Source organism: Tessaracoccus terricola (genome assembly GCF_054776555.1).
In genome coordinates this window covers 654,687-671,196 of the sequence record NZ_BAAHBS010000005.1, presented here as the reverse complement: position 1 = coordinate 671,196, position 16,510 = coordinate 654,687, and the positions used below count along the sequence as shown (strand labels likewise).

The following is a 16,510-nucleotide window of genomic DNA, read 5'->3' as shown; positions in this document are numbered from 1 at the left end:
AGCTAGACCATGGCAACGCTTGACAGCGGCATCCCGCCCCGGAGCCTCGGCATCGGGATGATCGGCTACGCATTCATGGGCCGCGCGCACTCGCAGGGGTGGCGAAACGCCCGGTCCTTCTTCGATCCCCCGGCAGTGCCGCGGCTCGCCGTGGTGGCGGGCCGCAACCAGGAGGCGCTCTCCGACGTGGCCGCCCGGTTCGGTTGGGAGTCCACGGAGACCGACTGGCGGGCCGTCATCGAGCGCGACGACGTCGACGTCGTGGACATCTGCACCCCCGGCGACACGCATGCCGAGATCGCCATCGCCGCGCTGGAGGCGGGCAAGCACGTGCTGTGCGAGAAGCCCCTGGCCAACAACGTCGAGGAGGCCGAGGCGATGGTGGCGGCGGCGGAGCGGGCAGCCGCCTCGGGGGTGAAGGCGATGGTCGGGTTCACCTACCGACGCGTGCCGGCGATCACCCATGCCCGCGACCTCGTCGCTGCGGGACGGCTGGGCCGGATCTTCCACGTCCGCGCGCAGTACCTGCAGGACTGGCTCGTGGACCCGTCGGCGCCGCTGACGTGGCGGCTCCAGAAGGAGCGCGCCGGCTCGGGCGCGCTGGGGGACATCGGTGCGCACGTGATCGACCTGGTGCAGTTCATCACGGGCCAGCGGCTCACCGGTGTCAGCGCGCTGCTCGAGACCTTCGTGGACGAACGGCCCACCTCGTCGGGCTCCGACGTGGGCCCGGTCACCGTCGATGACGCCGCCGTGTTCCTCTCCCGGCTCGAGGGCAGCGCACTGGCCACCTTCGAGGCGACGCGGTTCGCCACCGGCCGCAAGAACGCCATCCGGATCGAGATCCACGGCTCGGGCGGCGCCCTGGCGTTCGACTTCGAGGACCTGAACGTGCTGCACGTGCTGGCCGGGCGCGGCACGGACGAGGGCTTCAAACGGGTCGTCGTCACCGAGGCCGAACACCCCTACGTCGCCGGTTGGTGGCCGCCGGGCCACATGCTCGGCTACGAGCACGGCTTCACCCACCAGGCGCTGGACTTCCTCACCGACATCGCCCTGGACCGCCAACCGGAACCGGACTTCCGCACCGGCCTCGGGATCCAGCGCACCCTGGACGCCGTCGCCCGCAGTTCGCAGCAGGATGCTGCCTGGACCCCGATCACACAACACTAGGAGGAGCACCGATGTCTCGACCGATCACGCTGTTCACCGGCCAGTGGGCCGACCTACCCTTCGAGGAGGTGTGCCGACTGGCGGGCGAATGGGGCTACGACGGCCTCGAGATCGCCGCTTGGGGCGACCACTTCGAGGTTGACAAGGCACTCTCCGACGACGGTTACGTGGACTCGCGCCGCGAGATCCTGGAGCGCAACGGGTTGCAGGTGTGGACCGTCGCCAACCACCTCGTCGGCCAGGCCGTCTGCGACGACCCGATCGACCAGCGGCACCGCGACATCCTCCCGCCCGAGGTCTGGGGCGACGGCGACCCGGAGGGCGTGCGTCAGCGCGCCGCGCAGCGGATGGCCGACACGGCCCGGGCGGCCGCCAAGCTCGGCGTGAAGACCGTGACGGGCTTCGCCGGCTCCCCCATCTGGAAGTACGTCGCGATGTTCCCGCCCGTGGGGGCAGAGGTGATTGAGGCCGGCTACCGCGAGTTCGCCGAGCGGTGGAACCCGATCCTCGACACCTTCGACGAGGTGGGCGTCCGGTTCGCGCACGAGACCCACCCGAGCGAGATCGCCTTCGACTACTGGAGCACGAAGGCCACGCTCGAGGCCATCGGCCATCGCGAGGCCTTCGGCATCAACTGGGACCCGAGCCACATGGTGTGGCAGCAGGTGGACCCCGTGGGGTTCATCCTCGACTTCGCCGACCGGATCTACCACGTCCACTGCAAGGACACGAAGGTGCGTCTCGACGGCGGGCGCAACGGACGGCTGTCGTCGCTGCTGCCCTGGGCGGACCCGCGCCGCGGCTGGGACTTCATCTCCGTGGGCCACGGGGACGTGCCCTGGGAGGACTCGATCCGCGCCCTCAACTCGATCGGTTACGACGGTCCGCTGTCGGTGGAGTGGGAGGACGCGGGCATGGACCGACTCGTCGGGGCACCCGACGCGCTGGCGTTCGTGCAGAAGCTGAACTTCGACGCCCCGGCGGCGGCGTTCGACGCAGCATTCGCCTCCGGGAACTGAACCGGGGGTAAGGCGCGGTTCTCTGGCAGGCTTGGGGGCGATGCTCGAGCCACCGCCAGTCCACCCCATGCCCGTCGCGGTGCACGTCCTGCGGCACCTCTCGCGAGTGCTGGTGCGCGCGGCGATCACCTCTGCCGTGCTGCTGGTGACGGTGTGGTTCCTGCAGGCGGCGGTGGCCGAGGGCGTCTTCGGCCTGACCGGCGCCGCCCGCTCGGGCGTCTCCCGGTTCCTGGAGAACTGCGCCCTTGCAGCCGGGGTGGGTGGCCTGTTGGTGCCACTGGCGGTGGCGCAGTTCACCACCTACCTCCAGCACCGCAGCATCCGCAAGGTGCTTGACCGTCTGGCCTCGGAACCCGCCGCTCCCGCGCAGGCGCCGGTCGGCTGGCAGCACGCGGCCGTGCAGCGCAAGCGGGCCGGCATCGGGCTGGTGCTGGTGGGCATCCCCGCCATCTTGTTCTTCGGGTTCATGGCGGCGGTGGGGATCTACGTCGCCAACGAACAACCGGCCAACTGGCTGGCCCTGACCCTGGCCATCGTCTGCCCGTTGCTGGTGCTGGTGGGTGTGCTGATGATCGTGGTCGGCGGGCGGAGCGTGGTGGGGCCGGCGCGGGACAGGTGGGGCCACCTGCCGGCGTCGGTGGTGCCTCGCGGCTCGCGTTCCATGCACCGGACGGTGCTGCGCACGGCACGCCCGCCCCTGCGCCGGTTGGGGCTGCTGGACTCCGGCCGTCACGTCCTGTTGCTGCTGGCAGCCGTGGGGGCGGCGCTCGTCTTGGGTCTCTCCGGCGCCGGGCTGCTGCTCGCCGGCACGTGGGTGCTGGTGACTGCGGCCGGGCTGCTCGTGCTCGCCGCCTGCTGCGACGCCGTGCTCGCCTGGCGGCTGCGGGGCGCCCTGCTGCGCCAGGCGGCGGACCCCGGGGCACCGGCCCCGCCCCACAACCAGCTCCGGGAGGTCCTGCGGGAGGAGGTGCCGCGGCAGTCGGCGCTCGGCTCGCTGCTGGCCGTCTCGGTGATCGTCCTGGTGGTGGGCTCCGCCGGCATCAGGACCGGACCGGAGTACCCGCTGGGAGACCTCCAAGTGCTCTTCCAACTGCTCGCCACCCTTGGCGGCGTCGGCCTGCTGCTGCACGCCTCGGCCTGGTTCTCCGGTCGCTCGCGCATCCTGGACCAGAACGACTACCTCGCCCGACGTTGGGCGCAGGAACGGACCTAGAGGTACAGCCCGGTGCCGCCGTCGGAGTCCCCCTCGGAGGCGACGGCGTGGATGTCGCGCTCGCGCAGGAGGACGTAGGAGCGGCTGTGCAGTTCCACCTCGGCGCGCTCCTCCGGGTCGAACAGGACCCGGTCCCCCGTCTCCACGGCTCGTACGTTGGGACCCTTCGCCACCACCTTGGCCCAGGAGAGCTTGCGCCCCATCTGCACCGTCGCGGGGATCAGGATGCCGCCGCCACTGCGTCGCTCCGAGGCGGCGGCGTCGACGTCCACCAGCACCCTGTCGTGCAGCATGCGGATGGGCAGCCCGCCTTCGCTCACCTGGCCGCTTCCAGCGCCTTGCGCACCTGCGCCTGCACGCTCTTGGTGCGACGCCCGGCGATGACGTTGACGGTGACTGCGAACACCACCACGCCGAGCACCGCTCCCCCGATGGCGAGGAGCCGGTCCGTGCGCCAGCCGTTCTCGTCCTTCACGTGGGACTTCGCGGCATTGAACTCGTCGGTGACGAAGCCCTTGGCCTCGTTGACGGTGCGCTTGGCGATGTTCTTGGGATGGACCTCCTCGACGAAGTCACCCAACGAGTTCGCCACCTTGGCCCGATTCCTTGCGAGGTCCGCCCGGATCTCTGCCACCGGGCGCGCCTTCTTGCTGGCCATCGAATCTCCTTACGTCGAACCCCTTCAGCCTAGCCCCTAGGATGGGCGCATGACTGCGCGCTTGACACAAGGTTCCAAGGCACCCGAGGTGCGGTTGCCGGACTCCGACGGCAACACCATCACCCTGGCCGACTACTCCGGCTCGTCGGTGATCCTGTACTTCTACCCGGCTGCCATGACGCCCGGCTGCACCACGCAGGCAGTCGACTTCTCCGAGTCCCTCGGCGCGCTGACCGAAGCCGGCTACACCGTCGTCGGCGTCTCCCCGGACACCGTCGAGCGCCTGGCCAAGTTCAAGGAGAAGTCCGACGTCGGCTTCACGCTGCTCTCCGACGCGGACAAGGAGGCCCTCAACGCGTACGGCGCCTACGGCACCAAGAAGCTCTACGGCAAGGAGATCGAGGGCGTGCTCCGCTCCACCTTCGTGATCGACGTCGACGAGGCCGGCGAGGGCACCGTGCGGGTGGCCCAGTACAACGTGAAGGCCACCGGGCACGTCGCGAAGCTCCGTCGCGAACTGGGTGTCTGACGAGTTCCTGACCATCGACGCCGCGCCCGGCCGCGGCGTCGACGTCGAGCTCGAGATCAAGCGTTCGCGCTTCCTCACGCGGCTGCGGCGGGTGACCTCGGAGGAGGACGCCCGCGCGGTCATCGAGGAGCGTCGGCGGGCCATGTTCGACGCCCGCCACCACTGCACGGCGTTCGTCCTCGGGCCTGACGCCCGAATCGCCCGCTCCTCCGACGACGGCGAACCCGCCGGCACCGCCGGCGTCCCCATGCTGGGGGTGCTGAACAGCAACGGGGTGAGCGACGTCGTCGCCGTCGTCACCCGCTACTTCGGTGGCGTGAAGCTGGGCGCCGGCGGGTTGGTGCGCGCCTACTCCGACGCGGTGGCGCAGGCAGTCGCCGCCGTCGGCACCCGGCCGGTGGCGCGGTGCAGCGTCCTGGCGGTGGAGGTCTCCGCCGCCGAGGCGGGCTCCTTGGAGGCGCAGTTGCGCGGCCTGGTGCTGCCGGACGGGACGCCCGTCGTCGTCGACGGCGTGGACTGGGCCCAGCGCGCCACCATCAACCTCGCGGTGCCGCGGCGGAGCCGTGAGGACTTCGACGTCGCCCTCACGGCCCTCTCCTCGGGGTCACTCTCGGCCACCGAGGTGGCCGAGCGCTGGGTGGATCAGACCTCGCCGTCGGCCAGGAGCCGGTCCAGCTTGGCGTAGCCGTCGTTGACGCCCACCTCCATGCCGGAGGCGAGCCAACCGTCGCGGCCCTCGAAGCTGTCGCACAGCGACTGCGCGTGCAGCCGGGTGATGCCGTTGCCGAGGTCCTCGAACGTCATCGTCTCCAACGACACCTGGTCAGGCATGCCCTCCCAGGTGAAGGTCTGGACGATCCGGTCCTCGGAGACGGTGTGGAAGCAGCCACGGAAGGCATACTCCTCTCCCCCGGCCTCGCCGGTGTAGCGCCAGCAACCACCGGAGCGCGCGTCCCACTCGGTGACGCGGCTCGAGGTGCCGTCCGGACCCACCCAGCGCATGTACAGATCGGGATCCGTGTGGGCCCTGACCAGTTGGGCTGGGGTGGCCCGGAAGTCCCGGGTGATGTGGATGATCGGTAGTTCCTTGTCGGCCTCGATCCTCGCCTCGGCCATCGTTGTGGTGGTGCTCATGACACCATTCCTTCCTGTTGGTTCGTGTCATCCATCTCTGCCAGCACGGCGTCGAGGCGCTGGTAGCGCTCCTCGGCCTGCCGGCGGTAGCGCTCGATCCACTTCGTCATGAGATCGAACACGTTCGCGTCCAGATGCACCGGACGGGTCTGCGCCTCGCGGCTGCGGGTCACCAGCCCGGCCTCCTCCAGCACCTTGAGGTGCTTGGAGACCGCCTGGATGCTGACGTCATAGGGCTGGGCGAGTTCGCTGACCGTCGCGTCAGCCGTCGTCAGCCTGGCGACGATGTCACGTCTGGTGGGATCCGCCAGCGCGGCGAACACCTTGCTCAACTCGTCCGTCATGATGCTCCTTCAACCGTTAGGTTGAATACCATCCTGCGCCTCGACCGAACCATTGTCAACCCTTCGGTTGAATACAGTTCTCGACGGGGTGGCTGCAACTAGAATCAGGGGATGTCCGACGACGACCGGGTCCCCGGCCGCGCGCGCCGCGACGAGTCGCCCGGCGAGCGTCTCGACCGCAACTGGGGTGAGCTGCTGCAGGAGTTCCGCGTGGCCCAGACCGGGATCCAGATCCTGTTCGGCTTCCTGTTGATCCTCCCCTTCCAGTCCGGGTTCACCGAACTGGAGGCCAACGGCCGGACCATCTACCTGCTGGTGTTCGCCTGCATGACGGCATCCACCGTCTGCATCCTCGCGCCCGTGGTGGCGCACCGGCTCCTGTTCCGGCAGAAGCTGAAGGACGAGTTGGTGAAGTTCGGCGGGCGGCTCGCGAAGGCGTCACTGGCCTTCCTCGGTGGCGCACTCACGGGTGCGGTGGGCCTGATCGTGTCCGTGGTGGTCACCCCGGTGGCCGCCTGGGTCAGCGCGGGTGCGACGGCGTTGGTGATCGTCGTGCTGTGGCTCGTGATCCCGCTCACGGTCCTCAGGAACGCAGGCGAGACCGACCCACCGCAAGCAACAGAATGACGACGGCCAGCACGGCCGCCCCGAGCCCCAGCCAGCTGTAGCCGAAAGCCTCCATCACACCTCCGGCCAGCGCGCCGCCCGCGGCGGCGGCCAGGCCCATCCCGACCTCGGCGAGCCCCTGGACGGCCGCCCGCTCGTCGGTCCGGACGGCGGCGGTCAGCATGGTGGAGCCCGACACCAGGGTGCAGGACCAGCCCAGTCCCAGCAGGAACAGCGCCACCAGCAGCAGTGACGACCACCCTTCCTGGGAGACGGAGGTGAGCAGCACGGCGGCGAGCAGCACCACTGCCCCGAAGCCCGCCACCGGACGGCCGCCCCACCGGTCGACGGCCAGGCCCACCACCGGGGACAGGGCGAACATGCCCAGGATGTGGATCGAGAGCACGAAGCCGATCACTTCGAGCTCCGCGTGGCCGTGCGACATGTGCAGCGGCGTCATTCCCATCACGCCCACCATGACCACGTGGCCGAGCGCCACCACCAGCGCGCCGCGGCGGGCCTCGGTGTTCACCCGGAGGATGCGCAGCCCGCGGCTGAGCGAGCCGTCGTGGTCCTGCACCTCCCCGTCCAGGTCCGCCGCGGCGCGTTCGCGTGCCACCAGCAGCGGGTCCGGGCGCAGCCAGCAGACGATCACCAGCACGCCGAGCAGCATGCCCACCAGAGCGAACAGGAAGGAGCCGGCGAGGTCCGGGACACCCACCAGACGCCCGAGTTCGCGGCCGGGTCCGATCAGGTTGGGTCCGAGGACGGCCCCGATGGTGGCGGCCCACACGACGATGGAGAGGTCGCGGCCGCGGTGGGCGTCGTCGGCGAGGTCGGCCGCCGCGTAGCGGGACTGGCCGTTGCCGGCGGTGGCGCCGCCGAACAGCAGCATGCCGAGCACGAGCAGGAGGTAGCTCGACAGCACCGCCGAGGCGATGATCACCACCGCGCCGAGGGCGGCGAGGGAGTAGCTGAACCAGAGGCCGGGGCGCCTGCCGCGCGCGGCCATGATCCGCGCCGTCGGGATGGCGATGAGCGCGCCGCCGAGCACCTGCGCCGTCGTCCCGAGGCCGGCGAGCGTCTCGGAGCCGGTGAGCTCCTCGGCGAGCAGCACCCCGACCGCCATGCCGCTGGCCATGCCGAGGCTGGTCAGCACCTGGGCGCTGACCAGTGTGGTGAGGACACGACGCTGCAGCGCCCGGGTTGTCACGTACGGAAGAAGGGACTTGAACCCTCACGCCCGAAGGCACAGGAACCTAAATCCTGCGTGTCTACCAATTCCACCACTTCCGCTCGGCCCCGGTGGGACCGTCGTCCAGCATAGGCCACTACGCCCCGAGCGGGAATCTCTCCAGCACCTCGTACCGGTTGCCGGGGTCCGCCATGTGGGACTCCACCAGCGCCACCTCCGTGACGTTCCACGTCCAGCCGGGGAACGAGTCCACCACGTGGAACCACTTCGTCGCCTCGAAGGGGCGCCGGGCGCGTGCCAGGGTGAGGTGGCCGCGGAACCGGCTGCCGTCCGGGGCGGCGCCGGCACGCGTGGCCGCACCCCGGCAGGAGGTGGCCAGCGCGGCGAGTTCCTCGTGTCCCTCCCCCACGGACATGGCCAGCACCCGCGCCCTGGCTGGGTTCGGGAAGCACAGCGCCCCGGCGAGTTCGACGTCGAAGGGGTGCGAACGGGCCGTCGCAGCTGACAGGTTCTCCAGGAGCAGGTCCTGCGCGGAGTCAGAGACCGAAGCCATGAAGGCCGTGGTCAGGTGCCAGCCCTCGGGTCTGGTCCAGCGCCAGTGCTCGATCCCGGCCTCGCGGCGCGGTTCGAGGTGGCGCATGAGGTCTACGACCACCTCCTCGGGCGGCAGGACGGCCGTGAACAGTCTCGCTCCCATGTCCGGGAGTCTACGCCCGGTGGTTCTTGAGACCGATTCGCATCCGCATTCGCCCTCTTCCGCAGTATTCTGTCCGCACGCGTGGTGACGTTGTGTTGGAGGGGGACCAAGGCATGAACACGCATTCGCCTGCTGAGCGGGAGCACCTGTTGCGTGCCGCCGAGCTGTACGAGCGCGAGTACGTTCCGACGGTGGGGCGCCCGATGGCCTACGGCCTGCTGTCGGCCGCCCAGCCACGCAGTCACGAGCAGGTGCTCGACGTCGCCTGCGGCACCGGCATCGTCGCCAGGACGGCGGCCGAGGCGGTGGGTGATGTGCGCAACGTCACGGGGCTGGACCCGAGCGAGACGATGCTCGAGGTGGCCGCCTCGAAGGCGCCGGCCGGCATGAACTGGGTGCTCGGCAGCGCCGAGGACATCCCGCTGCCGGACGACTCCTTCACCCTGGCTCTGTGCCTGCAGGGGTTGCAGTACTTCGCCGACCGCGCCCGGGCGCTGTCCGAGATTCTGCGGGTGCTGGCCCCCGGCGGCCGCCTCGCCTCCCTCACGCCGGGACCGATCCCGGAGTTCATGCAGACCATGGCAGACTGCCTCGGCCAGCACGTCGGGGACCATGCGCGCCGCTTCATAGAGCGGATCTTCGAGTTGGGCGATCCGGACGAGTTGACCGGCCTCCTGGGCGCGGCGGGTTTCCAGGCCGTGCGCACCACGTCGTCGACGGCGAACCTCACGCTGCCGCCGCCGCTGGACACCTTCGACATGTACGTGGCGGCGACCCCACTTGCTCCGATGGTGGCCGTGCTGGAGGATCCTGCGCTGCAGCGGTTGCGCTCGGACTTCGTGGAGCGTTGCAGCCGGATACCGAACCCCACGCAACTCGGGATCGACTACGTGGTGGCGCTCGGCTCCAAGCCCTGAGAATCGCTCTCGCCGGGCAGCCCGGGCAGTTCCGGGTTCGGCCGCAACGCGGGATCCGACGCCGAGAGTGTCCTGATGGGTCCCGGTCCCGAGTCGCGCGTCTCGAAGCGCACCGTGACCCGCCCCAGGCCGGCACCCCAGACCCAGCCCCGGCCGAACTCGTCGTGCTCCACGTCGGCGCCGGGGTGGTAGCCGTGGCCGCGCACCCCGGAGACCGCCACCTCGCTGGAGGTCTGGGTGGCGCCGACGGGCGTCTCGGACTCGTCGTCGAAGAGCTGTTCCTGGGCGGCGCGGGTGAAGTTGGAGGCGCCGATCCCCAGCAGGCGGACGCCGGCGCGGACGTCCACCTCGCGCAGCAACTCCTCGCCGACGGCCGAGATCACCTCGTGCCTGTCCGTTGCCCCGGCGAGGGACCGGGCCTTCGAGACGGTGGTGAAGTCCCCCATCCGCACCTTGATGCTGATGGTCTTCGCGAACACCCCCGTCGCCTGCACCCGCCGCGCCACCTGCTGGGCGTCGCGCCGCAGGATCTCCTCCAACTCGGCGCGGTCCTTCAGGTCCGTGGGGAACGTGTCCTCGGTGGAGATGGACTTGGCCTCACGCTCGGCCACGACGGGGCGGTCGTCCCGGGCGAAGGCGAGCTCGGCCAGCGCCTCACCGGAGGCCCGGCCCAGCTCGCGCACGAGCTCGCCCGGGTCGGCGTGGCGGAGGTCCTCGACGGTGTGCATGCCGATGGTGAGCAGCTTCTGCTCCGTGACGGGTCCGACGCCGGGGATGGCACGCACGGGCAGCGGGGCGATGAAGCCCAGCTCGTCGCCCGGCCGCACCACCCGCGCACCGTCGGGCTTGGCGTCCTCGGAGGCCAGCTTGGCGAGGAACTTGCTGCTGGCCACCCCCACCGACGCGGTGAGCCCGGCGGTGCGGCGGGTGAGTTCCGCCCGCAGCTCGGCCACGTGCTCCTCGACGCGGTCCAGCTCCCAGTCGCTGGCGGCCAGGTCCACGAAGGCCTCGTCGAGGCTGAGCGGCTCCACCAGCGGCGAGACCTCCCGCAGCAGCGCCATCACCACCCGCGAAGACTGCCGGTACGCGTCGAAGCGGCCACCGAGGAAGGCGGCGTTGGGGGCCCGGCGGCGGGCCTCGGTGCCGGGCATCGCGGAGCGCACGCCGAAGCGCCTGGCCTCGTAGCTGGCGGTTGCCACCACCCCGCGGGGGCCGGACCCACCCACGACGACGGCGCGCCCGCGCAGGCTGGGCTTGTCGCGTTGCTCGACGGCGGCGAAGAAGGCGTCGAGGTCCAGGTGCAGGATGCTGGCCGTCGATCGCATGTGGGAAGGCTACCCCGCTCCGTGGTGGGTATACCTTGTTGCAGTGCCCGCACCACTGCTCATCGTCGTCGGTCTCGTCGCGCTGGTGGTGGGCGCCGAGTTCCTGGTGCGGGGCGGCTCGCACATCGCGACGCGGTTGCGGATCTCGCCCATCGTCGTCGGCCTCACCGTGGTCTCGCTCGGCACGTCCATGCCGGAGCTCGCCATCGCAATCGAGGCGGCCCGGACCGGGAGTTCCGGACTCGCCATCGGCAACATCGTCGGCACCAACATCGTCAATATCCTCCTGATCCTCGGACTCAGCGCGCTCCTGCGCCCGCTCACCATCGAGAGCCGGACGGTGCGGCTGGACCTGCCAGCGATGGCGGTGGCCTCGGCCGTGCTGTTCGTGATGTCCCTCGACGGCGGCCTCGGCCTCCTCGACGGTGCGGTGCTGCTGGCACTGGCAGCCGCCTACACGTGGGTGGTGCTGCGCTCGGCACGCGTCGAGGCGCCGGCCGTGGAGCGGGAGTTCGCGGACGAGTTCCGCGAGGATGAACCTGCCCCGCCCGGCCGGCTGCCGGCCGACCTGGCGGCGCTGGTGGGCGGCATCGTCGTGATCGTGGCGGGCGCGCAGTGGCTGGTGGACGGCTCCGTCGACGTGGCCACCGCCCTGGGGGTGAGCGAGACGGTGATCGGCCTGACCATCGTCGCCGTCGGCACCTCCGCCCCCGAACTCGTCACGACGCTGGTCTCCACCATCCGCGGCAACCGGGACATCGCCATCGGGAACCTGCTGGGCTCCAGCGTCTACAACATCGTGTTCATCCTGGGAGCCACCATCGTCGCCGCCCCATACGCCCTCCCCGTGGCACCGGCCGTGCTGTGGGTGGACATGGTGGTGATGCTGGTGGTGGCGCTGGTGTGCATCCCGACGTTCCTGTCGGGGCGGCGGATCACCCGCTTCGAGGGCGGGGTCTTCGTGGCCGCCTACCTGGCCTACCTCGCCTACCTGCTGGTGGCCAGGACCTAACTGGCAGCGCGGGAGATGAGGTACTCCCCCGCCTCCTCAACGGAGTCGACCAGCATGATCGCGTCCGCCATCGGCTTGCCGGCCGCCAGCTCGGTCAGCAGCGGCCAGGCGGGCAGGGTCCTGGTCCACTGCTCCACCCCCACCAGCACCAGGGGCGTGATGGTGGAGGGGTCCTCCGCGTAGTAGTTCCCCGTGACCGCCTGGAACAGTTCCTGCACGGTGCCGGCCGCGCCCGGCAGGTAGACCAGGCCACCCCTGCAGAGTTTCAGGAGGATGTCCTCACGCAGGGCGTTGGAGCAGAACTTCGCGATCTGGGAGGCGAACACGTTCGGCGGTTCGTGGCCGTAGAACCAGGTGGGGATGCCGAGGTTGTCGGAGCCTCCCGAGAACCGGTCCTTCACCTCGAACGCCACCCGCGCCCAGTCGTCCACGGACGGGACGAAGCTCGGGACGGCGGCCAGCATCCGCAGCGCCGCCTCCAGGGCGTCGAGTCCGTGGGGCGCGAGCCGCGCGCCCAGGTTGGCGGCCTCCATGGCTCCGGGGCCACCGCCGGAGGCCACCAGCTTCCCGGCCAGTGCGAGTTGCATGCCCAACTGTGCGGTGGCGGTGTAGCCGTCGCTGCCGCGCTGCAGGGCGTGGCCGCCCATGATGCCGACAACGTGGGCCGGGTCCACCATGTCCAACCAGTCGTCCAACGCCTCGGAGATCGCGTGGTCGTGGAGGGACTCGGCCAGCTTCTGGTCCAGCGACGGCGCCCCCGCGGCCCCGCGCGTCCAGGCGTAGCCGCGGGCATCGAGGCTGTCCTCGTAGGTGCCGCTGGGGTAGGTGTTGAACAGGTCGATGGGCGTGTAGAGGTGGGCGCGGTAGGTGTCCAGTGGCGCGTCGGGCAGGCGCGGGAACAGCAGCGCCCCGCCCGATCGCAGCAGCGCCGCACCCTCCTCGCTCAGGCGGCAGCCGAGGACCAACGCACCGTCCACGCGGCAGCTGCGCAGGGCTTCGTCGCGGTGCCTGAGGTCGAGGGACTGGAGCACGGCGCGGGACAGGTCCCCACCCGCCGCCACCGCGTCGTCGAACTGGGCCAGGGTGTCCATCTCCGTGCGCATGGCCACGAGCCTAGGGCAACCGGGTCAGCCGAGCAGCGAGGTGATGACCAGCGCGAGGCCGATGGCTGAGACGAACAACCCGAACCACTGCATCGGGACCCAGAACACGGTGTGTCGGTTGCGCAGCTTCTTGGCCACGGCCCGGTGCTCGGCCTCGAGCATCGCCGCGGCCTGCTGCTGCGCCTCCTCCAGCGAGCGCGGCTGCGCGTAGCCGGGTGCCACCTGGAACTGCCCGGCGTGCACGAGGTGGAGCAGTTCCTGTTCCCGGGCGCTGCGCCACTGTGCCGCCTTCTGTGCGGCGTTGGTCTCGTTGAACCACTTCCCCGCGAAGAACGCGCCGATCCCACCAAGGACGAGCCCCACCCCGACGAACAACCCTGCGGCCATGTCCAGCGCCGAGGCGAGGCCCGCCATCGCGGCCGCAGCCAGGCCGGGGATGAGCACGCTGAGGATGCCCCAGCCGTTCCAAATGATCATGACGGAAGCGTATCGGGACTGGGGATCGCTGAGGGCCCTGCCCCCACCAGTCCGGCATCACCCGGGGCACCCGCGTCCGGGAGGCCCGGGCGCGTTCCCGAGCGGTACGTGAACGTCAGCGCGTTCGAGTCACCGTTCGGGTGCCTGACCACCACGTCCACGCTCCCGGCGGCGTGCCGAGGGGTGGTGACGCGGATGTTGTGTCGTCGATCACCGTGAAGTTGGTGCCGGGGACACCACCGAAGTCGACGCCGGTCGCACCGGTGAAGTCGTCGCCGCGGATGATGACCTCGGTGCCGCCGGTGACGGGCCCGGTGTCCGGGCTGATGGTGTCCGCATCCGGTACCTGCGTACCGGAGTCGTCGCCACCGTCGCCGTCATCGCCGTCGTCGGTGTCCTCGAAGTGGGTTCCGGGGGCGAAAGACTGGCGTTAGGGGCATTGTGCCCCCTTGTTGCCGCTCCGTTCAGGGCGCCTTGGGCGTGGGTCGGTACTGGACGAAGTCGAACCCCGGCATCGGTTCACGGGAGATCTCGGTCCACTCGCGCTGGGTGACCAGCGGGAAGGTCGCCTCCCCCTCCGGGGACTGGTGGACGTGGGTCAGGTCCAGTTCGGTCAGGTACGGCCAGGCGGCGGCGTAGATCTCCGAGCCGCCACCGACGTAGCAGATCTTCTCCGGGGTCTGGGCGGCCAGCTCGAGGGCCTCCTCGATCGAGTGCGCCACCTCGACGCCCTCCTCGGACCAGTCCTGGTTGCGGGTCACGATGATCAGCCGGCGGTTCGGCAGCCGGCGCCCGATCTGCTCGTGCGTGCGGCGCCCGAAGATCAGGGTGTTGCCCGTGGTGACCTCCTTGAACCGCTTGAAGTCCAGCGGCAGGTGCCACAACATGTCGTCGCCGGAACCGATCACTCCGTTGTCTGCGACTGCGGCGATTGCGACGATGCGCATGAGTGGGTCCTCCTAGACGGCGATGGGTGCCTTGATGGCGGGTGCCGGGTTGTAGTCCAGCACCTCGATGTCGGCCAGTTCGAACTCGTCGATGGCCCGCACCTCGGGGTTGAGGCGTAACGTCGGCAACGGGCCCGGGGTCCGTGTCAGCTGCTCGGCCACCTGCTCGAAGTGGTTGGAGTAGATGTGCGCGTCGCCGAGCGTGTGGACGAAGTCCCCCACATCGAGGTCGCACACCTGCGCCACCAGGTGGGTGAGCAGGGCGTAGCTGGCGATGTTGAACGGCACCCCTAGGAACAGGTCCGCAGAGCGCTGGTAGAGCTGGCAGCTGAGCACTCCCCTGCCGCCCTCGGAGGCGGGTGGGGCCACGTAGAACTGGAACAGCGAGTGGCACGGCGGCAGCGCCATGTCGTCCACGTCGGCGACGTTCCAGGCGCTGACGATGTGGCGGCGGGAGTCCGGCTTGGTGCGCAGGGACTCGATCACCTTGGCGATCTGGTCCACGTGCTCACCGTTCGGCGTCGGCCACGAGCGCCACTGGTAGCCGTAGACGGGCCCCAGGTTGCCGTCGGCGTCGGCCCACTCGTCCCAGATGCTGATCCGGTTCTCGCGCAGCCACTTGATGTTGGTGTCGCCGCGCAGGAACCACAGCAGCTCGCCGAACACGCTGCGGGTGTGCACCTTCTTGGTGGTCAGCAGGGGGAACCCGGCGCGCAGGTCGAAGCGCATCTGGTGGCCGAAGATGCTGCGGGTGCCGGTGCCGGTGCGGTCCGACTTGTCGATGCCCGTGTCCATCACGATTTTGAGCAGGTCCAGGTACTGCTGCATCTCAGCCCTCCTCGAGCCAGTTCACGAACGCACGCACCGCGTGGCCGCGGTGGCTGATGGCATCCTTCTGCGACGGCGTGAGCTCGGCATTGGTCTGAGTGAGGCCGTCGGCGATGAAGATCGGATCGTATCCGAAGCCGTGCTCGCCCGCCTGGGCCGTCGCGATCCGGCCGGGCATCTCACCCCGCCACAGGTGCCGCTCCCCGTCGGGCGCGACGTAGGCGAGGGCGCAGACGAAGCAGGCGGTCCGGCGCTCATCGGGCACGCCATCGAGTTGCCGCAGCAGCAGATCGACGTTGCGCTGGTCGTCGCACTCCGGCCCGGCCCAGCGGGCCGAGCGGACACCGGGCATGCCGTTCAGTTCGGCCACCTCCAGCCCGGAGTCGTCGGCGATGGCGGCCACCCCCGTGGCTGCGACGGCGGCCTCGGCCTTCAGGAACGCGTTGCCCTCGAAGGTGCGCTCGGTCTCGTCGGGGTCCGGGTAGGACGGGAAATCGGCCAGACCCAGCACCTCGACGTCCAGCCCGGCGGCCTCGACGACGCGGCGCAGTTCGACGAGCTTCTTGGCATTGTTGGTGGCCAGCACCACCCGCTGCGGGCGGCTCACTTCGCGAGCGCCTCCTGCTGCAAGCGGGTCAGCTCTGCGCAGCCGACCTCCCCGAGGTCCAGCAGCTGGTTCAGTTCGGCCCGGCTGAACGGCTCGCCCTCGGCGGTGCCCTGCACCTCGATCAGCTTGCCGGAACCGGTCATCACGATGTTCATGTCGGTGCCCGCGCCGGAGTCCTCCTCGTAGTTGAGGTCCAGCAGCGGGCGGCCCCCGACGAAACCGGCGGAGATGGCGGCGACGGAGTCCTTCAGCGGCTCGCCCTGCAGCGCGCCGAGGCCGCGCAGGTGCGCGACGGCGTCGGCGAGGGCCACCCAGGCGCCGGTGATGGCGGCGGTGCGGGTGCCGCCGTCGGCCTGCAGGACGTCGCAGTCCAGCACGATGGTGTTCTCGCCCAGTGCCTTGTAGTCGATCACGGCTCGCAGCGAGCGACCGATCAGGCGGGAGATCTCGTGCGTGCGGCCACCGATGCGTCCCTTGACGGCCTCGCGGTCACCGCGGGTGTGGGTGGCGCGGGGAAGCATCGAGTACTCCGCGGTCACCCAGCCCAGCCCGGATCCCTTGCGCCAGCGCGGGACGCCGACGGTGACGCTGGCGGCCACCAGCACCCGCGTGCGGCCGAACTCCACGAGCACGGACCCCTCGGCATGGTCGAGCCAGTTGCGGGTGATGCGAACTTCGCGGAGGGCGTCGGGCGTGCGGCCGTCGTGGCGGGGCTGTTCAGTCATG

General features: G+C 70.3%; 22 protein-coding genes and 1 tRNA gene. 8 read left to right on the top strand and 15 right to left on the bottom strand.

Features of this window, described 5'->3' with window-relative positions; translation table 11 throughout:
* Nucleotides 1-9: 9 nt before the first annotated feature.
* Genes ACYU7G_RS13055 through ACYU7G_RS13045 form a run of 3 tightly spaced genes read left to right on the top strand, consistent with a single transcriptional unit; the run spans nucleotide 10 to nucleotide 3,405 of the window.
* Entirely contained in the window at nucleotides 10-1,173 is a 1,164-nt protein-coding gene (locus tag ACYU7G_RS13055) for a Gfo/Idh/MocA family protein (RefSeq protein ID WP_461108499.1), read from the top strand.
* A gap of 11 nt (nucleotides 1,174-1,184) precedes the next feature.
* On the top strand, nucleotides 1,185-2,192 hold the full coding sequence (locus tag ACYU7G_RS13050; RefSeq protein ID WP_461108497.1) for a sugar phosphate isomerase/epimerase family protein: 1,008 nt from the start codon (nucleotides 1,185-1,187) through the stop codon (nucleotides 2,190-2,192).
* 40 nt (nucleotides 2,193-2,232) lie between these two features.
* The gene (locus tag ACYU7G_RS13045; RefSeq protein ID WP_461108495.1) at nucleotides 2,233-3,405 is read left to right on the top strand and encodes a hypothetical protein; all 1,173 of its coding nucleotides are present in this window, start codon (nucleotides 2,233-2,235) and stop codon (nucleotides 3,403-3,405) included.
* Here the strand turns inward: ACYU7G_RS13045 and ACYU7G_RS13040 are convergent.
* Both ACYU7G_RS13040 and ACYU7G_RS13035 read right to left on the bottom strand, forming a co-directional pair.
* Entirely contained in the window at nucleotides 3,402-3,698 is a 297-nt protein-coding gene (locus ACYU7G_RS13040) for a GroES family chaperonin (protein WP_461109589.1), read from the bottom strand. The two genes, ACYU7G_RS13045 and ACYU7G_RS13040, sit on opposite strands and share 4 nt — an antisense overlap.
* Before the next feature lie 23 nt (nucleotides 3,699-3,721).
* Nucleotides 3,722-4,063, bottom strand: a complete 342-nt coding sequence (locus tag ACYU7G_RS13035) for a DUF3618 domain-containing protein (protein ID WP_461108493.1) — start codon at nucleotides 4,061-4,063, stop codon at nucleotides 3,722-3,724.
* A 49-nt stretch (nucleotides 4,064-4,112) separates the two neighbouring features.
* Between ACYU7G_RS13035 and ACYU7G_RS13030 the strand changes: the two genes are divergently transcribed.
* Both ACYU7G_RS13030 and ACYU7G_RS13025 read left to right on the top strand, forming a co-directional pair.
* On the top strand, nucleotides 4,113-4,592 hold the full coding sequence (locus ACYU7G_RS13030; RefSeq protein ID WP_461108491.1) for a peroxiredoxin: 480 nt from the start codon (nucleotides 4,113-4,115) through the stop codon (nucleotides 4,590-4,592).
* The gene (locus ACYU7G_RS13025) at nucleotides 4,585-5,277 is read left to right on the top strand and encodes an IMPACT family protein (protein WP_461108489.1); all 693 of its coding nucleotides are present in this window, start codon (nucleotides 4,585-4,587) and stop codon (nucleotides 5,275-5,277) included. Before ACYU7G_RS13030 ends, ACYU7G_RS13025 begins: the two co-directional genes overlap by 8 nt.
* On the opposite strand, the gene ACYU7G_RS13020 is transcribed toward ACYU7G_RS13025, so the two are convergent.
* Both ACYU7G_RS13020 and ACYU7G_RS13015 read right to left on the bottom strand, forming a co-directional pair.
* Nucleotides 5,235-5,726, bottom strand: a complete 492-nt coding sequence (locus ACYU7G_RS13020; protein ID WP_461108487.1) for an SRPBCC family protein — start codon at nucleotides 5,724-5,726, stop codon at nucleotides 5,235-5,237. The two genes, ACYU7G_RS13025 and ACYU7G_RS13020, sit on opposite strands and share 43 nt — an antisense overlap.
* Nucleotides 5,723-6,070: an ArsR/SmtB family transcription factor gene (locus tag ACYU7G_RS13015; RefSeq protein WP_461108485.1), complete on the bottom strand. Its 348-nt coding sequence runs from the start codon at nucleotides 6,068-6,070 to the stop codon at nucleotides 5,723-5,725. The genes ACYU7G_RS13020 and ACYU7G_RS13015 overlap by 4 nt, the downstream gene beginning before the upstream one ends.
* A 111-nt stretch (nucleotides 6,071-6,181) precedes the next feature.
* On the opposite strand from ACYU7G_RS13015, the gene ACYU7G_RS13010 reads away from it, so the two are divergent.
* A complete protein-coding gene (locus ACYU7G_RS13010; protein ID WP_461108483.1) occupies nucleotides 6,182-6,697 on the top strand; it encodes a DUF6328 family protein in 516 nt (171 codons plus the stop codon).
* Here ACYU7G_RS13010 and ACYU7G_RS13005 read toward each other — a convergent pair.
* The 3 genes from ACYU7G_RS13005 to thpR all read right to left on the bottom strand — a co-directional run bounded on the left by ACYU7G_RS13005 (nucleotide 6,654) and on the right by thpR (nucleotide 8,568).
* Entirely contained in the window at nucleotides 6,654-7,889 is a 1,236-nt protein-coding gene (locus ACYU7G_RS13005; protein WP_461108481.1) for an MFS transporter, read from the bottom strand. The genes ACYU7G_RS13010 and ACYU7G_RS13005 overlap by 44 nt on opposite strands.
* A 1-nt stretch (nucleotide 7,890) precedes the next feature.
* A tRNA-Leu gene (locus ACYU7G_RS13000) sits at nucleotides 7,891-7,972 on the bottom strand.
* Between the two features lie 35 nt (nucleotides 7,973-8,007).
* Complete coding sequence (thpR, locus tag ACYU7G_RS12995; protein WP_461108479.1) at nucleotides 8,008-8,568, bottom strand: RNA 2',3'-cyclic phosphodiesterase; 561 nt, start codon at nucleotides 8,566-8,568, stop codon at nucleotides 8,008-8,010.
* 113 nt (nucleotides 8,569-8,681) lie between these two features.
* Between thpR and ACYU7G_RS12990 the strand changes: the two genes are divergently transcribed.
* A complete protein-coding gene (locus ACYU7G_RS12990) occupies nucleotides 8,682-9,485 on the top strand; it encodes a class I SAM-dependent methyltransferase (protein ID WP_461108477.1) in 804 nt (267 codons plus the stop codon).
* Here the strand turns inward: ACYU7G_RS12990 and ACYU7G_RS12985 are convergent.
* Complete coding sequence (locus ACYU7G_RS12985) at nucleotides 9,455-10,810, bottom strand: DNA polymerase IV (RefSeq protein WP_461108475.1); 1,356 nt, start codon at nucleotides 10,808-10,810, stop codon at nucleotides 9,455-9,457. The two genes, ACYU7G_RS12990 and ACYU7G_RS12985, sit on opposite strands and share 31 nt — an antisense overlap.
* Before the next feature lie 43 nt (nucleotides 10,811-10,853).
* Between ACYU7G_RS12985 and ACYU7G_RS12980 the strand changes: the two genes are divergently transcribed.
* Nucleotides 10,854-11,822: a calcium/sodium antiporter gene (locus ACYU7G_RS12980; RefSeq protein WP_461108473.1), complete on the top strand. Its 969-nt coding sequence runs from the start codon at nucleotides 10,854-10,856 to the stop codon at nucleotides 11,820-11,822.
* Here ACYU7G_RS12980 and ACYU7G_RS12975 read toward each other — a convergent pair.
* The 7 genes from ACYU7G_RS12975 to rph form a co-directional block, all read right to left on the bottom strand.
* Complete coding sequence (locus ACYU7G_RS12975; RefSeq protein ID WP_461108471.1) at nucleotides 11,819-12,925, bottom strand: LOG family protein; 1,107 nt, start codon at nucleotides 12,923-12,925, stop codon at nucleotides 11,819-11,821. The two genes, ACYU7G_RS12980 and ACYU7G_RS12975, sit on opposite strands and share 4 nt — an antisense overlap.
* Nucleotides 12,926-12,949: 24 nt before the next feature.
* On the bottom strand, nucleotides 12,950-13,402 hold the full coding sequence (locus ACYU7G_RS12970) for a hypothetical protein (RefSeq protein ID WP_461108469.1): 453 nt from the start codon (nucleotides 13,400-13,402) through the stop codon (nucleotides 12,950-12,952).
* 115 nt (nucleotides 13,403-13,517) lie between these two features.
* Nucleotides 13,518-13,730: an IPT/TIG domain-containing protein gene (locus tag ACYU7G_RS12965; RefSeq protein WP_461109587.1), complete on the bottom strand. Its 213-nt coding sequence runs from the start codon at nucleotides 13,728-13,730 to the stop codon at nucleotides 13,518-13,520.
* Between the two features lie 136 nt (nucleotides 13,731-13,866).
* Nucleotides 13,867-14,349 carry a dihydrofolate reductase gene (locus ACYU7G_RS12960; protein ID WP_461108467.1) on the bottom strand — a complete coding sequence of 161 codons (483 nt, stop codon included), beginning with the start codon at nucleotides 14,347-14,349 and terminating at the stop codon, nucleotides 13,867-13,869.
* Between the two features lie 12 nt (nucleotides 14,350-14,361).
* Entirely contained in the window at nucleotides 14,362-15,177 is an 816-nt protein-coding gene (locus ACYU7G_RS12955) for a thymidylate synthase (protein ID WP_461108465.1), read from the bottom strand.
* Between the two features lies 1 nt (nucleotide 15,178).
* Nucleotides 15,179-15,784, bottom strand: coding sequence for an RdgB/HAM1 family non-canonical purine NTP pyrophosphatase (gene rdgB / locus ACYU7G_RS12950; protein WP_461108463.1), 606 nt, complete (start codon nucleotides 15,782-15,784; stop codon nucleotides 15,179-15,181).
* Complete coding sequence (gene rph, locus ACYU7G_RS12945) at nucleotides 15,781-16,509, bottom strand: ribonuclease PH (RefSeq protein WP_461108461.1); 729 nt, start codon at nucleotides 16,507-16,509, stop codon at nucleotides 15,781-15,783. The genes rdgB and rph overlap by 4 nt, the downstream gene beginning before the upstream one ends.
* Nucleotide 16,510: the final 1 nt, after the last annotated feature.